The following is a 17,194-nucleotide window of genomic DNA, read 5'->3' on the forward strand; positions in this document are numbered from 1 at the left end:
GAAAAGAATGACCATACGCCCTAATGAAAGACTCACTAAACAAACGCATTGATACCTTAATAGCCAGCACAAAACTATTCCCGTGGCTAAGAGAAACAAAAGAACAAATAGAGCCTTTCGATTTTTCAAACGAAATCATTTTAATCACTGGAGCTGCAGGGTCTTTAGGTAGTGAACTCACTAAGCAATTAACATTATGCAAGTTTCATAAATTGATTCTAGTCGATTTTTCAGAGACCGCATCTTATATACTTCTGCAAGATTTAAAGTTAGAAAGCAACGAAACTATTTTTTTTGAATTACTTGATATCTCCAAGCGTCATGCTGTAAAAGCTGTGTTTAAAAAACACAAACCAACTATGGTTATCCATGCCGCTGCATATAAGCATGTCCCCCTATTAGAAACTAACCCCTATGCTGCCATTCAAAATAATATTTTTGGCACAGAAATCCTTGCTGAATTGGCTTTAGAATTCAGCGTTAAAACATTTATTTTCATTTCAACTGACAAGGCAGTAAAACCCAAAAATATTATGGGAATGACAAAATCAGTGTGTGAAAAGCGTTTGGAGCATTATAACTGTCTTAATAAAACGTTATTCATAAGTGCTCGATTTGGAAATATTATTGGGTCAAATGGCTCTGTGCTGCCTTTATTCAAAAGGCAAATGGAACAACATAACAGTATTACAATTACCAATGCAAAAGCGTCTCGCTATTTCATGACTAAAACAAAGGCGTGTCAGCTTATATTGCATTTAGCAAGTTTCAAAAGAAAAGCATCTAATATTTATACATTTCAGATGGGAGACGCCATTAGAATATTAGATGTAGCAAACCGTTTAATAGACATTAGTTCTAATACATTTCCAAATATCAGTCTCGAAATTAAAACGCTACGCCCTGGCGAAAAAACAGAAGAATCGATTATTAGTGACAATGAAATTCTTCAGAATACGCATCATCCAGATATTTTTCAAATACTACCTAAAGAAGAAAAATCTAATCGAAAAACAGCTTGGCCAGAAGTATTAGAAATAAATTTAGAAACGTCAACAACCAAAATTAAAAGTATCTTAAAGCGATTCACCTAAACTACTTTTCTTCGTTTTTTTTCTCTGCCAAGTAATGCTAATTCTCGTCCCGTTTGCCCGGCAACTGAAGTATTTTCTTCTGCGCGTCTTATAAGATAAGGCATCACATCTTTAACGGGGCCAAACGGAATATATTTAGCCACATTATACCCTCTTGCTGACAGGTTAAAACTTATATGGTCACTCATGCCATACAACTGCCCAAACCATATTCTTGGATCATTGTTTAATATATGATTATCTTTCATCAACCGCATCAGCAGGTATGAACTATCTTCATTATGTGTTCCAGCAAAAATAGACATGGCAGATAGGTGTTTTATCATATAGCGTAGGGCATCATTAAAATTTTCGTCGGTAGCCGCTTTACTCACACAAATGGGTGATTGGTAGCCTTTATCTTTTGCCCGTTCATTTTCTTTTTCCATGTAAGCACCACGCACCAATTTATATCCTAAAAAATACTTACCTGTTATTGCTTTTTTATGTTCGCTTTTTAAAAAATCAAGCCGGTCGTGTCTATACATTTGCAAGGTGTTAAATACAATAGGCTTTTCTGTATTATATTTTTGCATCATTTGTGTAACTAGGGCATCAGCGGCATCCTGCATCCAACTCTCTTCAGCATCAATCAAAACCACAATATCTTTTTGTTTAGCTTTAGCACAAACCCGATCATATCTGCTAACCACACGACCCCATTCAATTTGCTCCTTTTCGTTTAAATCTTCCCCTTTACCTAGCTTTTCATAAAGCCCCAATCTACCAAATCCTGTTGGTTTAAACACCGCTATAGGCATAGCAGCCTTGTCTTTACTAAAGTCTATTATTTGTAAAACTTTTTCACAGGCGGTATCAAATTCTTTTTCATCTTCCTTACCTTCTACAGAATAATCTAAAACTGAACTCACACCTTTGTCATACATCTTATCAATAACGGTTAAGCAGTCTTCTTCATTCACTCCACCACAAAAGTGGTCAAACACCGTTGACCGAATTAAACCCTCAATGGGTAGATGCGCTTTTATAGCAAAATTAGTGGCGGCTGTACCTATTCTTACAAGTGGTTCAATGGATATCATTTTAAACAGAAAATAAGCGCGTTCAAGTTCTGAATCTGACTTTAAGGCGAAGGCCACTTCGGTATTATCAAAGATTAAATCGGTATTCATTTTGAAAAATTTTGGCAAAGATAATTATAGCTAAACTATCATATTATATAAAATCTCCTTAATTTCACGGCTTTAAAAAATAATTAACATTTATGGATTCTATTTCTGCCAATAACAGTTTAATTCATTTTAACGCTATCTGTTATAAGGCTCTAAATGAGCATCTTGAAAAGCATAATTTCTCTAAGATTTTTATCCTTGTAGATGAAAATACACACCAACATTGTCTGCCTGTTTTTTTAGAAAAATTAAAAACGGACCTGGCTTTTGAAATCATTGAAATAGAATCTGGTGAAATAAATAAAACCATAGAAACCTGTGTTGGTGTATGGAATGCCCTTTCTGATTTAGATGCCGACAGAAAAAGCTTAATGATTAATATTGGCGGTGGTGTTATAACCGATTTAGGTGGGTTTGTAGCCTGCACTTTTAAACGCGGTATCGCCTACGTGAATGTACCTACTACCCTACTTTCTATGGTTGATGCCTCGGTTGGTGGTAAAACCGGGGTTGATTTAGGGGCTTTAAAAAATCAAATTGGTGTTATAAGTGATCCTGATTTAGTACTTATTGATACCCAGTTTTTAGATTCCTTGCCTCAAAACCAAATGCGTTCTGGTTTAGCTGAAATGCTCAAACACGGATTAATCACAGGCACAGATTATTGGAATAAGTTTTTAGATCTTTCTAAATTATCTATGGAAGATTTAGATACATTGATTTATGAGTCTGTACTTATAAAGCGAAATGTAGTACAAGAAGACCCCTATGAAAATGGTTTAAGAAAAACCTTGAATTTTGGGCATACTCTTGGGCACGCCATTGAATCGTATTTTCTAAGTAACCCCAAAAAAGAAACGCTACTTCATGGGGAAGCTATTGTGGTTGGTATGATTTTAGCTTGTTATATTTCTTCAAGATTAACAGGATTCTCAAAGGAGGACACCAATTACATTAAACAGTTGTTTATAAACTACTACGGTAAAGTAAGCATTGATAAAACGGAATATGCCCCTATCATGGATTTGCTAAAATATGACAAGAAAAATAATCATGGTAATATCAATTTTGTGTTGTTAGAAGCTATTGGAAAAACTAAGATAGATTGCCAGGTAGATGATGCTATCATTGAAGAGGCGTTTGATTATTACATGTTATAAAATCTAAAAAAATAATAAGTCAACATAGATGTTTTCTATATTCAGCAGAAAAAGGTTTTTAAGAGACTTATTAGTAGATTTTGTTGATATCCACAATCATATTTTACCAGGTATAGATGACGGAGCAAAAACCATTGAGGAAGCGCTTCTGCTCATTGATAATATGAAACAACTAGGGATAAAAGAATTTATTCCTACCCCGCATGTCATGCAGGACTTTTATCCCAATACTGACGAAACGATAGGAGAAGCCTACCAAAATGTGCTATCGGCCATACATACTTATAAGGACTATACTGGTATTTCGGTTAATCCAGCCGCAGAATATATGTTGGATGTTCATTTTGAAACCTTTTTAGAAACCCATAACCTGTTTACCTTAAAATCAAATTATGTTTTGGTTGAACTCTCTTATTATCAGCCGCCCCTTAATTTAGAAGCTATTATATTTAAAATTAAAACCAAGGGGTATATTCCAGTGTTGGCACATCCTGAGCGCTATATTTATTTTCACCAAAACTTTGATTATTACAAAAAACTAAAACAGATGGGCTGTATGCTTCAGCTTAATTTTTTATCGTTAAGTACTTATTATGGTACATCGGTCAATAAAGCAGCATTTAAATTAATTAAAAACAAGTGGATTGATTTTGTGGGTACCGATATTCATAATACCAGACAGGTATCAAAATTAGAATCCATAACACTAAATAAATCCGTTCAGGATAGTCTTACCCCCATCATTAAAGCCACAAATCATACGTTTTCTGTTAGGTAGTTCCTTTTAATCTACTAAACAGACCTTTATTTTCATCGGAGGCATAATACCCATACTTAGCGCCATAACCAAAATTAGATTGCTTCACATCATTAACAATAAGCATCATTCTTTGTAATTTATTCTGCTCATAAATCTCTTTGGTAAAATTAAGTACCGCCTTATCGGTGTAGCCAGCTCTTACTAAGTACATGGTATACCCCGCATATTCACTAATAATTAAAGTATCTGTAACCAACATAGAAGGCGCTGTATCAACTATAACGTAATCATATTGCTCTGAAACCGTATCAAATAATGTTTTTACGCGATCACTCATAAGTAACTCAGCCGGGTTTGGAGGTATTCTACCAGATAATAAAACATCTAGTTTAATCCCATTGATGTTATAAGAATTAATAGTCTCTCCAAGTAGAACCGATGAATCTGCTAAATACTCAGACAACCCAATAGTTTTTGCATCCACTTTTTTATCCACTGATTTCTTAATCTGCTGAGCCAATTGCGGATTTCTTAAATCGGCACCAATAACTAAAACCCTATGACCCGAATGACTTAAGGTTAGCGCAGCATTTAAACTAACAAAAGATTTGCCCTCTCCTTTAATGGTAGAAGTAACAAAAACAACATTGCCATAGCGTTCAAGGGTTTTGCTTTTCTTTATAAAATCAAAATTAGTGCGTATAATCCTGAAAGACTCCGATAATAAAGAACGGTCATTTTGCTTTATTAAAACTTGATTTTCTTTGATATTAGGTATTTCACCGAGTACGGGTATATTCTTAATTACGTCTTGTAAATCTTCTTTATTATGAATTTTGGTATCTAATAAATCAACCACATAGATAATTAAAAAAGGAATGAGCAAGCCAATAAAAAGAGCACCTGCATAAATAACCATTGGCCTTTTTTGAACAGTTCCCAAGCCATATGCTGGTTCTACAATTTTTGCGCTAGGCATGGTTGTTGTTTGTGAAATTTCCGCTTCCTCTCTTTTTTCAAGTAAATACAAATACAGAGACTCTTTAATACTTTGTTTTCTACTAATAGAAATTAATTTGCTTTCTTGAACAGGAACTGAAGAAATCTTTGAATTAATAGTACTAAGTTGATTTTGTAATCCTCTCAGTTGAATGTTTAACGTGTTTATATTGTTATCAATACTTACACTCAAATTACTTTTTATAGCCTTTAGTGTTTGTTCAAGTTGGATGACCACCGAATTATTTTCCCCAGCACTTTTTAAAACCAAACGACGTTGTTCAATCAATTCATTATAACGCGACGCCAGACTTACTAATGCGGGGTCACTTCCTCCAAGGTTAGCAGGTAAATTATCAAAAGCTCCTGTCTCAAGCGTTTTCTTCATATAATTCAACATATTTAGCTGAATTCTAATATCTTGAAGTTGCTGTTCACTATTAAGGCTAGAACTTGATAGCATTCCACTTTTTGAAGAAATATCAGTAATTTTATTAGCCGATTTATAACGTACTATACTGTCCTCTACATCTAATAAATCTGATGCTATGGCTTCTACTCTATCATTGATAAAATTAGCCGTAGCTTTAGCCCTCAATTTGTTTTTTTCAACCGTAACCAGATTATACTCATTAACCAAGGTATTTATAATATCTATAGATTTATTTTCAACTTCGCTCTCTAAAAACAAATCAATTACTTTTGAGCCTTTCGCAGCAGGAAAAATGCTTAACTTTTCCTTGAGTAATTTGGCTACCGTTTTAACTGGTGTTACTTTAATCTTAAATGCTCTACCTTGATAGGTATTAACCTCATGGTCACCCTTTTTAGAAATAACAACACCGCCCATAGCAGTTGATATAGTCTCATCAAAAGTATAGGTTTTAGGATCTTCATCCACATGAGATTTATACTCAAAATGTGATTCTGAAATAGGTTTTATATAGAACATGGTACTTGTTCTAGCAAGTACTGAGTCTGACACTAAAAACTGAACATCAAATGGTCTCCCTGAATACATTTCATACTCATTTACTTTTCCTAAGGAAAAAAACTGAATATTCAGATTTAACTTTTCAACCACATTTTTTATCAAATTTCTTGATTTTATCACTTGAATTTCATCCTCAACTTTATTGTCCTCTTGACCTGTGACAAATGATAAATCTTTTAAAACAGCATTCCCCGGATTACTATTATTATCCAACAACATAATTTTAGCCGTTGCAGAATATACTGGAACGGTATATCGATTCTTAAGAAATGCCAACAGAGCACATACCAAAACACTTAATGCAAACCATTTCCAGCGTTTTACATATGCCATGACGGCCTTCTTTAGGTTAAATTTTCCTGTGTTTGTTGGGATATTATTATTTTCCATGTACATAATTCTAGCGCGTAAATAAAATACCAATAGTTATAGCAAGCCCTAATAAAGATGCAAAAACACCAATTCTGGCATCCCCAGAGGCTCTACTCACACCAAAGCTATTGGGTTCTACATAAACCACATCATTTTGTGTTAAGTAGTACACCGGTGAATTAAAAACTTCTTTACTTGTTAAATCAATACGGGTATAGGTTTTTGCTCCATTAAAATCACGAATTACTAAAACATTATCTCTTTTACCTGTTATCGCTAAATCGCCTGCAGCCGATAAAGCCTCTAAGATAGAAATGCGTTCTCCAGTTACTGGGTAAACACCAGGGTTATTTACTTGGCCAAAAACCGACACTCTATAATTATTAATTCGCATAATAACCACCGGATCTTTGAGCAGTTTTCCGTCCTCAAACTTCTTTTTAAATAATTGCTTTGCTTCCTCAATGGTTAAACCTTCTAATTTTACTTTTCCTAAAACAGGGTAATCCACATTGCCTTCTGAGTCTATCAAGTATTGAACCAAGGTGCCTTGACCATTACCACCAGTTGATTCAATTAAATTGTACGGCTGCGTAACTGTTAAATCTGGAGTGGAAATATAAATACTTAATAAATCACCTGTTTTTAATGTTGCATTAAATGTATTGGTATCTACAATCGTTTCAGCATTTTTTGCATTCTGAAAATACACAATATCCTTCTTTGTGGAGCAAGAACTCACCAAAGCAAGCACATATAAAACGATAATTAACTTAAATGTTGAAGTCAATCGGCTCATGTAGTTTTAAGATTTGGAGGGAAAGTTAAAGAATTTTAATTGATTTATAATAGATTACTATAATTTCTAGAGCTTGTTTCATTTAAAGCAGACATACTCTTTGCTTTTTTATATATCTGAACCCGTTTATCAAATTTCTCGTAATCAGAATTATTAGATTGATATTCAGGAATGAGTTGCTTCATTTTCAAAACAATATTATTGTTTTGAAAACGGTTAGTCATACATAGTTCTTCAATCTCTGATTTTATCTTGCTATATTCTAGTGCTCTCGTTTTACTTATCATAATCTTCTTGTGATAGGTTGATAAGGTGTTTTCCCCATTAGCCAGCAACTCTTCATACAATTTTTCTCCAGGTCTTAAGCCGGTTATCCTAATATCAATATCTTCTGGATATCGCAAACCTGAAAGTTTAATCATATTTTTAGCTAAATCAAATATTTTAACCGATTCGCCCATATCGAAAATAAATATTTCACCACCTTTACCCATCGTGCCAGCTTCCAATACCAAACGAGACGCCTCAGGTATGGTCATAAAATAACGGGTGATATCTTTATGCGTTAAGGTTAAAGGCCCTCCATTTTCTATTTGTTTTTTAAACAAGGGAATCACGGAACCATTGGATCCTAAAACATTACCGAAGCGCGTTGTAATAAATTTTGTTTTGCTTTCCTTTTGTAAGCAACTAATATACATTTCAGCAAGGCGCTTCGTGGCTCCCATTACGCTAGTAGGGTTAACTGCTTTGTCAGTAGAGACAAAAACAAATTTTTTCACATTATACCTGGATGCGGTATCGGCAAGAAGCTTAGTACCATTTACATTTATTTTTATAGCTTCATAAGGGGTTTGTTCCATCAATGGAACATGCTTGTATGCCGCAGCATGAAACACCAAAGTCGGTTTGTATTGTTGAAATATGGTATCAATTCTTAAACCATCTCTAATATCTGCCACTATAGCAGTTTGATTATGAAAACCACTACGTATTAAATCTTGTTGCACATCATAAAGCGCTGATTCTGCTTGGTCTACCAATATAAGTTCCTTAACACTAAAATGAGCCAGTTGTTTTACCAATTCACTTCCAATAGACCCGGCAGCTCCAGAAATAAGCACGGTTTCACCCCTAAACTCGCTTAACAAATTAGGATTGTCTATTTCAATAGGTGGACGACCCAACAAATCTTCTATTTGCACTTGTTTGATTTGTTTTGTACTTAATTCACCATTAATCCATTGCTCGATAGGTGGTACTTTATTAATTTTAACATCAGAATCTACTAAACTATCAACTAACCTTCTTAAGCGTTCTAATTTTAACGTTTGAGAGGCTACAATAATTTCATCAATACGATTACTATGAATATAGTCCGCTGATACTTGTTGATGATTTATGATAGAAATCCCATTAATCTTTTTTCCTATTTTCTTCACATCATCATCAATGAACGCTACAACTTGGTAGGAGGAATTGTTATTACTCACTAAAGCATTGTAGGTAACAATACCAGAATCAGCCGCACCATAAATTAAAACACGCTTTGATACTCTGAACTTACATTTTAGGTACTTAAACAACATTTTAAATGCTAATCTGCTTGCGGCAAGTAGTACAAAACTCAATAAGGCATGTATAACAATAATAGATAAAGGAATGGTAAAATTAGGGGCTAATCCTGTTGTTCTATTTATAAACACAACACCAATACACAATGCTGATATTAGTGCTATAGATTTAAAAACAGTAACAATGTCTGAAAATCCGGTATGGCGGATCAAACTTTTATAGGAGCCTATAATTAAAAAACTAACCGAAGCCACAATAACCAAAAAAGGCAATTGAATAGCAAACTGTTTTAAATCGAACTGTAAAGTAAAATTAAAACGGATGAGATAAGCCATACAAAATGTTACTAGTATTGAGAGCAAATCAATACCAAAAACCAGCCATTTTGAAGCATGTTTATGAGTGAGGGAAGCTAAGTAATTTTTTATCATGAATTGAGGGATTTCTTTATAATAGCAATAATTCTGTTTAAGTCATCAGTGTCTAAATTAGAGCCACTAGGCAAACACAAGCCCCTATTGAAAAGGTCTTCTGATACGCCATTGGTATAGCTCAAACAATGCATAAACACAGGTTGTAAATGCATTGGTTTCCATAAGGGTCTGGATTCAATATCGTCCTGTAACAACGCTTTTCTTATACGCTCTCTGGTCTCAAATGCGTCTGTTGAAATACAGGTTATCCATCGGTTTGAAAAACAACCTGTTGGTTCTTCTAAAAAAGTAATGGAATTACATTCTGATAAATGTCTTTTATAATACTCGTAATTTCTTCGTCTAGCTTCAACTCTTAAGTCAAGTACTTCCATTTGTCCTCTACCTATACCCGCTAAAACATTACTCATTCTATAATTAAAACCAATGGAAGAATGTTCATAATGCGCCGCATCATCACGAGCCTGTGTGGCCAAGAAAACAGCCCGTTTTTTTAGGGATGGATCTTTACAAATCAAGGCACCGCCACCCGAGGTTGTTATAATTTTATTACCATTGAATGATAAAATTCCAAAATCCGCTAAGGTGCCACAAGGTTTACCATAATAGGTACTTCCAAAAGCTTCAGCACTATCCTCTATCACTGGAATACCATACTTTTTTGCAATAGTTTGTATAGCATGCGCTTTATAGGGTACCCCATATAAATGCACCGCTATAATGGCTTTAGGTGTTTTGTTTTTATGTATTCTGTCAATTATCGCCTTCTCGAGCAGATACGGATCCATATTCCAGGTCTCTAATTCGCTATCCACAAAAATAGGCGTAGCACCTTCATAGAGAATCGGGTTGGCTGAGGCCGCAAAGGTAAAACTTTGACATATTACCTCGTCACCCACTCCTATACCTAATAAGCGTAAGGCTATATGTATGGCTGCAGTACCTGAACTTAACGCAGCTACATCACAATCATTGCCCAAGTAATGTTTAATAGCATCTTCAAAACCATCAACATTGGGCCCTAATGGAGCAATCCAATTAGAATCAAAGGCCTGGGCAACATATTTTTGCTCTGCACCTCCCATATGGGGAGAGGATAAATATATTTTCGTTTTAGTTAGCATGGTTTGTTATCATATTGTTTAATGGCATAAGGCGAGCCTCCATAGTAATCAACTATGTTGCTTTTCGTTTTAAAAATATATGGAATTTCCCTTGAGACATTAATACAAATTCGTTTTAATTAATATTTTTAACATGTGTTTTATAATGTTATAACAACCTATTTTCTAGATATAGCATATAAACACAAATTAAATTTTTAAGCTATTAATCAATTCAATTTTTGTATTCAACGGTGTAAATTTAGTAATTGTTTTAATTCATTGGAGGCACTTAGAATATATTTCGCTAAAAGCCTATTTATTTCGGTTTATCAGCAACCAAAATTCAGGATATAGCAAAAGTTTGCAACTCATCGAACGCCTCGTATTTAAACGATGTTAATGTACCGCTTACTTGCTCTATACAACCCATATGACCTTTCTGTTTTTTAACATGAGGCGCATACATCGGAAAAATTAACACCAGCATGAATTTCATCGGAAAAAATGAAACCTTAATACAGGAATCATCTTTCCTTTCATAAATTTTTATAATATTTGCTTCAGCTATTAAACACCCAAACAAAAATGACTTACCCACAACTGGATGAATTAAAAGGAAAACGTGTTTTAGTAACAGGAGGTGCTGGCTTTATAGGGTCAAACCTGATTGAAGTATTACTAGCACATGGTATAGCTGTTGTTTGCTTAGATAATTTTTCAACAGGAAAGCGAGAGAATATCACACCCTTTTTATCAGATTCAAATTTCACTTTAATTGAAGGCGATATTAGGCATCTTGAGGATTGTAACCAAGCATGCAAGAACGTAAACTACGTGTTGCATCAAGCGGCTCTAGGATCTGTACCAAGATCTATTAAAGATCCCATCACAACGAATGATGTTAATATTTCAGGATTTTTAAATATGCTGGTAGCAGCAAGAGATGCTAAGGTAACCCGCTTTGTATATGCGGCAAGTTCATCAACCTATGGTGATCATGAAGCTTTACCAAAAGTTGAGGACGTTATTGGCAAGCCTCTTTCGCCCTACGCCATTACCAAATATGTGAATGAATTATATGCTGATATCTTTCAAAAAACCTATGGCCTAGATACAATAGGCTTAAGGTATTTTAATGTGTTTGGAAAGCGCCAAGATCCTGATGGAGCCTATGCTGCGGTGATTCCCCTGTTTGTAAAACAACTTATAAAACATGAGTCGCCTGTAATTAATGGAGACGGCAGTTACTCGCGTGACTTTACCTATATAGACAATGTGGTTCAAATGAATATATTGGCTCTAACCACTACAAACAAAGCGGCTTTAAATACGGTGTATAATGTGGCTTATGGTGAACGCACTACGCTTTTAGAACTAGCAAGTTTATTGAAGAATCACTTAGCTCAGTTTGATAGGGACATTCTTAATGTTGCGATTAAACATAGAGATAACCGGGTTGGTGATATTCCGCATTCTTTAGCCTCTATAGACAAAGCAAAACAACGCCTCCAGTACAAGCCAAAGTACAATATCGATAAAGGTATTGAGGCTGCAGTAACATGGTATTGGAACCATTTAAAATAATTACAAATGTCAGTCTGAGCGCAGTCGAAGACTCATAAACAAATCAACTAATCAAAGAATAAACACCTAAAATGAACAATATAAAAATAGCAGTAATTGGTTTAGGCTATGTAGGTTTACCATTGGCTAGGTTATTTGCTACAAAATATCCTGTGATTGGCTTTGATATCAATGAAAAGCGCATTGATGAGCTAAGGCAAGGCAAGGACACCACACTAGAGGTGGCCTCAGATGTTTTAACAGCAGTGTTAAAAAACACCAACAATAATACCATAGGGCTTTTTTGTGCGTCTCATCTTCAGGCTATAAAAGACTGCAACTATTATATAGTAACGGTACCCACACCTATTGATAAAAATAATAGGCCCGATTTAACACCGCTTTACAAATCGAGTGAAACCGTGGGCAAAGTGCTTAAAAAAGGAGATATTGTTATTTATGAATCTACGGTGTATCCTGGAGTGACTGAAGAAGAATGTATCCCTGTACTGGAACGTGTAAGCGGACTTACCTTTAACCAAGATTTTTATGCTGGCTATTCTCCAGAGCGGATCAATCCGGGCGATAAATTACATACCGTAGATAAGATATTAAAAGTAACGGCAGGCTCTACCCCAGAAATCGGTAAAAAAGTAGATGCCCTTTATGCGAGTGTGATTACCGCAGGTACGCACCTAGCGCCTACTATCAAAGTAGCAGAGGCGGCTAAGGTGATTGAAAACTCGCAACGCGATATTAATATTGCCTTTGTTAATGAGCTGGCTAAAATTTTCAATCTATTAGATATTGATACCCATGCGGTATTAGAAGCTGCAGGCACCAAATGGAATTTTTTACCCTTTAAACCCGGCTTGGTAGGCGGGCATTGTATAGGGGTTGACCCTTACTATTTAGCCCAAAAAGCCCAAGAGGTGGGCTATCATCCTGAAATTATTTTAGCAGGCCGCAGGGTCAATGATAGTATGGGACACTATGTAGCGGCTCAAGTGATAAAGTTGATGCTGCAAAAAGACATTCGTATTAATGAGGCTAATATTTTGGTTTTGGGTATTACATTTAAAGAAAATTGTCCTGATGTACGGAACACCAAAGTGGTTGATGTAGTACATGAGCTTAAAAGCTATAATACCAACATTACTATTTATGATCCTTGGGCCAACCCAGAAGAAGTGAAACATGAATATGGCTTATCAACTACCCAAAACCTCCCTTCTGAACAATTTGACGCCGTAGTTTTAACCGTGGCTCATAAAGAATTTTTAGATGAAAATTTAGACGCTTTATTGAAAGATAATGGTGTTTTATATGATGTAAAAGGCGTTTTAAAATTATCTGTAAGTGGAAGGTTGTAAACGAAAATTAAACTAAAGTGAGTCAATTAAAAAAAGGAGCTGCATTGAATTACATGACTATATTTTTAACAAATGTGGTTGGGCTCTTTATAACTCCTTTTATACTAAACCATTTGGGGAAAGCCGAATACGGTGTGTATACCGCTATAGGTGCTTTGGTAGGAACTATATCTGTATTAGATTTAGGACTTAACAACACCATTGTGCGCTTTGTAGCTAAATACAGAGCTGAAAATGACCGAAAAAGTGAAGAAAATTTTTTGGCAACAACCATGCTGATTTATGCTGTGATTTCAGTAGTTATAGTCATTATAGGAATTTCCTTTTACGGCTATATTGATACATATTTCACTAAGATGAATACCGAAGAAATACGTATAGCTAAAACCATTTTCATATTACTTATTTTTAACTTAGCTATTGGGTTACCAGGAGGTAGTTTTACCGGTATATGTTATGGTTATGAGATGTTCGTTTTCCCAAAAACCGTCAATATTATACGTTATATTTTAAGAACCATTGTAGTTATAGGAGTTTTATTGTGGGGCGGAAAGGCTATTGCCTTAGTTATTATTGACACTGTTTTTAATATTATTTTTTTAAGCGTTGAATTTTATTATGTTTTTTACAAGTTAAAAGTTAAGTTCAAATTGCATGAATTAAAATTGAAATACATTAAAGAAATTTTTGGGTATTCGCTTTGGATTTTTGTTTTTGCCTTGGTTAGTATACTGCAATGGAAGGCTGGCCATTGGATACTTGGCAGAATTGCTACGCCAGAAGTTTTAACCATTTATGGAATTGGTATTGTACTGGGTACTTATTACGGGGCTTTTTCAACAGCAATTTCGAGCGTATTTTTACCTCGAGCAACAAAAATGACCGTAGATAATGCTTCTGGTGAAGAGTTAACCAGTATGATGATAAAAATTGGCCGAATTTCCTTTATTATTCTTATGTACATTTTTGGGGCTTTTCTATTATTTGGTTATCAATTTGTGTATTTATGGGTTGGAAAAGAACTTGGAAGCGATGGCTCCTTTGAAGTTTGGTTAATAGCATTATTGATTATGATGGCTTATACCCTTCCTTTGATTCAAGGGTTTGGAAATTCTATTTTAGAAGCAAAAAACAAGTTATCGTTCAAAGCCGTTTTGTATCTAACCTTCTTGATTACTGGAGCTGGATTTGGAGCTTTTTTGGCTAAAACTTATGGTGCTTTAGGTATGATATGTGGTACGGTAACAGGTTGGTTTATTGTGCAAAATGTTATGAACTTCTATTATCACAAAGTGATTGGTTTAAATATCTTTAGATTTTTTAGAGAACTATCCTATAAATCTCTTTTAACTGTTTTTGCAATTATTGTTATCAGCTATTTTATAAATTATATACCGGGTAATGGCTGGCTAAATTTTATTTTTAAAGCAAGCTGCTATTCCATATTTTACATACTGGGTATGTATCATTTGGGCCTTATCGAATTTGAAAAAAAATTATTTAAAGATTCTCTATCACCAGTTTTTAAAAAAATCAATGAATAATGTTAAAGTTAAAAAGCATAAGTTTTACAGATGGAGGAAGAAAGGTTAATTATGACTATTCAGTTACAGATACTATTAAAAAATACTTTAACGCTGAGCATAAGTTCTATATTAAGTATGGTGAAGATGTAAGGAACGTACCAACTAGTATTTTGGTGATACCCTTTCTTTCAAACTTTTTACCCATCTCTTGGTTTGCCAATTTTGATATAGAAGTTGAAGAAATTGATGAAGGTTTTAATTTTGCGATTAAGAAAGTTAAGGATGAATTTCAAAAACAATTTCACGATTATAGCATTCTGGGAGATTTAAATTATAGAAAACTTATATCAAATAAAATAGAAGGAAAGAAGACGGCCATGCTGTTTAGTGGTGGTGTTGATGCTTACGCCACTTATATAAGAACTTATGACCAGATTCCCGATTTAGTAACTATTCTTGGAGCCGATATTGATATTGATGATAAAAAGCAATGGGGAGAATTTACAAATTTCATTGAAAGCGAAGAGTTATTAAAAAACAACAAAAAAGTTTATATTGAGACCAATGTGCGTAATTTTTATACTTACCAAGTTGAACTATTGTTAAAAGACATTGGTTGGTGGGGCAAGGTTCAGCATGGTCTGTCTCTAATTGGTTCTTTAGCACCAATTTCATATTTAAGATCTTATAGTAAGATTTATATAGCCTCTTCATATACCAAAGCTATAGACATTGCTTGGGGGTCTACACCACAAATAGATGAAAATATTACGTGGTCTGGTATTAAGGTTTTTCATGATGGTTATGAACTTCAAAGGCAAGATAAAGTTGATTTAATTACTAAGTTTTCTAACGAAACCAATAACAAATTTAAACTTCGTGTATGTTATTCCGAGCTTAGAACTGAATTTAACTGCAGTTGTTGTGAAAAATGCTATCGAACCATTCTTGGTATCATTTTAAATGGGAAAAATCCAAATGAATATGGATTTAATGTTGATAAGGGTGTTTATAATGAAATTTTTAAGGTATTAAAGCAATATGGTTCAAACATAGGAATGAACTACTTTTGGTGGGAACTCATGGAGAAATCTAAGGTATCACAAAACATGTTTGTTTTTGAAAATATAGAAATAGAAAATAAACAATTAGAGAGAATAAGAGATGGAGAATTACAAAGTATGTTAGAAGCCAAAATAAAAAAAACTAAAAATTCAAAAGAAAAGCTAAAATTTATTTTAAGGAATAAGTATCCTTGGTTAATCAAATTAATAAAAAAAATCAAAGTATGAAATACGGTTTACTTACTTATATAGAAAATCAAAAATATTTTAATATCGGAGATAATATACAGAGCTTGGCTGCTAAGCAATTTCTACCTAAAGTTGATAAGTATATAGATAGAGAGTCAATGGCTTTTTACAGCGACGAAGAAGTTAAACTGATTATGAATGGTTGGTTTATTCACAACACTGAAAATTGGATTCCTTCCGATAAAATCAATCCTTTATTCGTTTCTTTCCATATGAACAATACGGCCGCTCCTTACATGTTAAGTGATAGAGGTATTGCTTATTTAAAAAAACATGAACCTATTGGTTGTCGCGATCAATTTACAGCAGACACTTTAAACGCTAAAGGCATTGAAGCTTACTTTACTGGTTGTTTAACATTAACATTAGATTCGTATAAGGTGGATGATTCAGAAAGGGGTGATGACGTTTATATAGTTGATCCGTTATATAGCTACCCAAGTCCTCAAAAAAATTTTTACAACTCAAGAGCAACTATAAAAAATATTCTGAATGGTAAAGCTTTACAGTTAAGGAAAAAAAGTAAACATGTAAAAAACTTCATTAGTCAAGAATTACTTAATGAGGCCCATTATGTCAATCAAGAACCTTTGAATAACATTTCTGATGAGGAAAAATTTGATATTGCTGAAGAACTTCTTAAAAAGTATGCAAGGGCTAAATTAGTTATTACTTCTAGAATACATTGTGCATTACCTTGTTTAGCAATGGAAACACCAGTTATATTTATAAATGGCTTTGATAGTTTTGTGGATTCTTGCCGATTTGATGGTATTTTAGAATTATTTAATCGCATTGATATTAACACAAAAACAGGAGAATTCACCTCAAACTTTCCATTACAAGGAAAAATACACAAAGACACAAAGGTAAAAAATCTTGGTTTGCATCATAAGTTAGCTGAACCTCTAAAGAAAAAGTGCAGAACATTTGTATCAAAGTAAATCTATTGTA

At 34.1% G+C, this 17,194-nt stretch carries 13 protein-coding genes; 8 read left to right on the forward strand and 5 right to left on the reverse strand.

Going from position 1 to position 17,194, the window contains the following annotated elements:
- Positions 1 to 23: 23 nt before the first annotated feature.
- Positions 24 to 1,094 carry a polysaccharide biosynthesis protein gene (locus KFZ70_RS13600; protein WP_139694820.1) on the forward strand — a complete coding sequence of 357 codons (1,071 nt, stop codon included), beginning with the start codon at positions 24 to 26 and terminating at the stop codon, positions 1,092 to 1,094.
- Here KFZ70_RS13600 and KFZ70_RS13605 read toward each other — a convergent pair.
- Complete coding sequence (locus KFZ70_RS13605) at positions 1,091 to 2,266, reverse strand: proline dehydrogenase family protein (protein WP_139694821.1); 1,176 nt, start codon at positions 2,264 to 2,266, stop codon at positions 1,091 to 1,093. The two genes, KFZ70_RS13600 and KFZ70_RS13605, sit on opposite strands and share 4 nt — an antisense overlap.
- A 92-nt stretch (positions 2,267 to 2,358) precedes the next feature.
- Between KFZ70_RS13605 and aroB the strand changes: the two genes are divergently transcribed.
- Both aroB and KFZ70_RS13615 read left to right on the forward strand, forming a co-directional pair.
- Complete coding sequence (gene aroB / locus KFZ70_RS13610; RefSeq protein WP_139694822.1) at positions 2,359 to 3,426, forward strand: 3-dehydroquinate synthase; 1,068 nt, start codon at positions 2,359 to 2,361, stop codon at positions 3,424 to 3,426.
- A gap of 28 nt (positions 3,427 to 3,454) precedes the next feature.
- On the forward strand, positions 3,455 to 4,204 hold the full coding sequence (locus KFZ70_RS13615) for a tyrosine-protein phosphatase (RefSeq protein WP_139694823.1): 750 nt from the start codon (positions 3,455 to 3,457) through the stop codon (positions 4,202 to 4,204).
- On the opposite strand, the gene KFZ70_RS13620 is transcribed toward KFZ70_RS13615, so the two are convergent.
- Genes KFZ70_RS13620 through KFZ70_RS13635 form a run of 4 tightly spaced genes read right to left on the reverse strand, consistent with a single transcriptional unit; the run spans position 4,197 to position 10,483 of the window.
- Positions 4,197 to 6,569 (reverse strand): tyrosine-protein kinase, encoded by a 2,373-nt coding sequence (locus tag KFZ70_RS13620; protein WP_158293161.1) that lies wholly within the window; start codon positions 6,567 to 6,569, stop codon positions 4,197 to 4,199. The two genes, KFZ70_RS13615 and KFZ70_RS13620, sit on opposite strands and share 8 nt — an antisense overlap.
- Positions 6,570 to 6,579: 10 nt before the next feature.
- Complete coding sequence (locus tag KFZ70_RS13625; protein ID WP_139694825.1) at positions 6,580 to 7,350, reverse strand: polysaccharide biosynthesis/export family protein; 771 nt, start codon at positions 7,348 to 7,350, stop codon at positions 6,580 to 6,582.
- Positions 7,351 to 7,394: 44 nt separating this feature from the next.
- Complete coding sequence (locus KFZ70_RS13630; protein WP_139694826.1) at positions 7,395 to 9,356, reverse strand: nucleoside-diphosphate sugar epimerase/dehydratase; 1,962 nt, start codon at positions 9,354 to 9,356, stop codon at positions 7,395 to 7,397.
- Entirely contained in the window at positions 9,353 to 10,483 is a 1,131-nt protein-coding gene (locus KFZ70_RS13635) for a DegT/DnrJ/EryC1/StrS aminotransferase family protein (protein WP_139694827.1), read from the reverse strand. The genes KFZ70_RS13630 and KFZ70_RS13635 overlap by 4 nt, the downstream gene beginning before the upstream one ends.
- Positions 10,484 to 11,050: 567 nt before the next feature.
- Here KFZ70_RS13635 and KFZ70_RS13640 point away from each other — a divergent pair.
- The 5 genes from KFZ70_RS13640 (at position 11,051) to KFZ70_RS13660 (ending at position 17,184) form a co-directional block, all read left to right on the forward strand.
- Positions 11,051 to 12,049 carry an SDR family oxidoreductase gene (locus KFZ70_RS13640; RefSeq protein WP_139694828.1) on the forward strand — a complete coding sequence of 333 codons (999 nt, stop codon included), beginning with the start codon at positions 11,051 to 11,053 and terminating at the stop codon, positions 12,047 to 12,049.
- Positions 12,050 to 12,120: 71 nt separating this feature from the next.
- Positions 12,121 to 13,401 (forward strand): nucleotide sugar dehydrogenase, encoded by a 1,281-nt coding sequence (locus KFZ70_RS13645; RefSeq protein ID WP_139694829.1) that lies wholly within the window; start codon positions 12,121 to 12,123, stop codon positions 13,399 to 13,401.
- Positions 13,402 to 13,418: 17 nt separating this feature from the next.
- Entirely contained in the window at positions 13,419 to 14,945 is a 1,527-nt protein-coding gene (locus KFZ70_RS13650; protein WP_139694830.1) for a lipopolysaccharide biosynthesis protein, read from the forward strand.
- Positions 14,945 to 16,219, forward strand: coding sequence for a hypothetical protein (locus tag KFZ70_RS13655; RefSeq protein WP_139694831.1), 1,275 nt, complete (start codon positions 14,945 to 14,947; stop codon positions 16,217 to 16,219). The genes KFZ70_RS13650 and KFZ70_RS13655 overlap by 1 nt, the downstream gene beginning before the upstream one ends.
- Positions 16,216 to 17,184 (forward strand): polysaccharide pyruvyl transferase family protein, encoded by a 969-nt coding sequence (locus KFZ70_RS13660; RefSeq protein WP_139694832.1) that lies wholly within the window; start codon positions 16,216 to 16,218, stop codon positions 17,182 to 17,184. The genes KFZ70_RS13655 and KFZ70_RS13660 overlap by 4 nt, the downstream gene beginning before the upstream one ends.
- Positions 17,185 to 17,194: the final 10 nt, after the last annotated feature.

The sequence above is a fragment of the Allotamlana fucoidanivorans genome, assembly GCF_045788535.1.
In the GTDB taxonomy this organism is placed as follows: domain Bacteria; phylum Bacteroidota; class Bacteroidia; order Flavobacteriales; family Flavobacteriaceae; genus Allotamlana; species Allotamlana fucoidanivorans.

What these genes read in the sequence shown, in the direction of transcription:
- KFZ70_RS13600 (WP_139694820.1), top strand. Translation starts at nt 24, where the DNA reads ATGAAAGACTCACTAAACAAACGCATTGATACCTTAATAGCCAGCACA.
- KFZ70_RS13605 (WP_139694821.1), bottom strand. Translation starts at nt 2,266, where the DNA reads ATGAATACCGATTTAATCTTTGATAATACCGAAGTGGCCTTCGCCTTA.
- aroB (WP_139694822.1), top strand. Translation starts at nt 2,359, where the DNA reads ATGGATTCTATTTCTGCCAATAACAGTTTAATTCATTTTAACGCTATC.
- KFZ70_RS13615 (WP_139694823.1), top strand. Translation starts at nt 3,455, where the DNA reads ATGTTTTCTATATTCAGCAGAAAAAGGTTTTTAAGAGACTTATTAGTA.
- KFZ70_RS13620 (WP_158293161.1), bottom strand. Translation starts at nt 6,569, where the DNA reads ATGGAAAATAATAATATCCCAACAAACACAGGAAAATTTAACCTAAAG.
- KFZ70_RS13625 (WP_139694825.1), bottom strand. Translation starts at nt 7,350, where the DNA reads ATGAGCCGATTGACTTCAACATTTAAGTTAATTATCGTTTTATATGTG.
- KFZ70_RS13630 (WP_139694826.1), bottom strand. Translation starts at nt 9,356, where the DNA reads ATGATAAAAAATTACTTAGCTTCCCTCACTCATAAACATGCTTCAAAA.
- KFZ70_RS13635 (WP_139694827.1), bottom strand. Translation starts at nt 10,483, where the DNA reads ATGCTAACTAAAACGAAAATATATTTATCCTCTCCCCATATGGGAGGT.
- KFZ70_RS13640 (WP_139694828.1), top strand. Translation starts at nt 11,051, where the DNA reads ATGACTTACCCACAACTGGATGAATTAAAAGGAAAACGTGTTTTAGTA.
- KFZ70_RS13645 (WP_139694829.1), top strand. Translation starts at nt 12,121, where the DNA reads ATGAACAATATAAAAATAGCAGTAATTGGTTTAGGCTATGTAGGTTTA.
- KFZ70_RS13655 (WP_139694831.1), top strand. Translation starts at nt 14,945, where the DNA reads ATGTTAAAGTTAAAAAGCATAAGTTTTACAGATGGAGGAAGAAAGGTT.
- KFZ70_RS13660 (WP_139694832.1), top strand. Translation starts at nt 16,216, where the DNA reads ATGAAATACGGTTTACTTACTTATATAGAAAATCAAAAATATTTTAAT.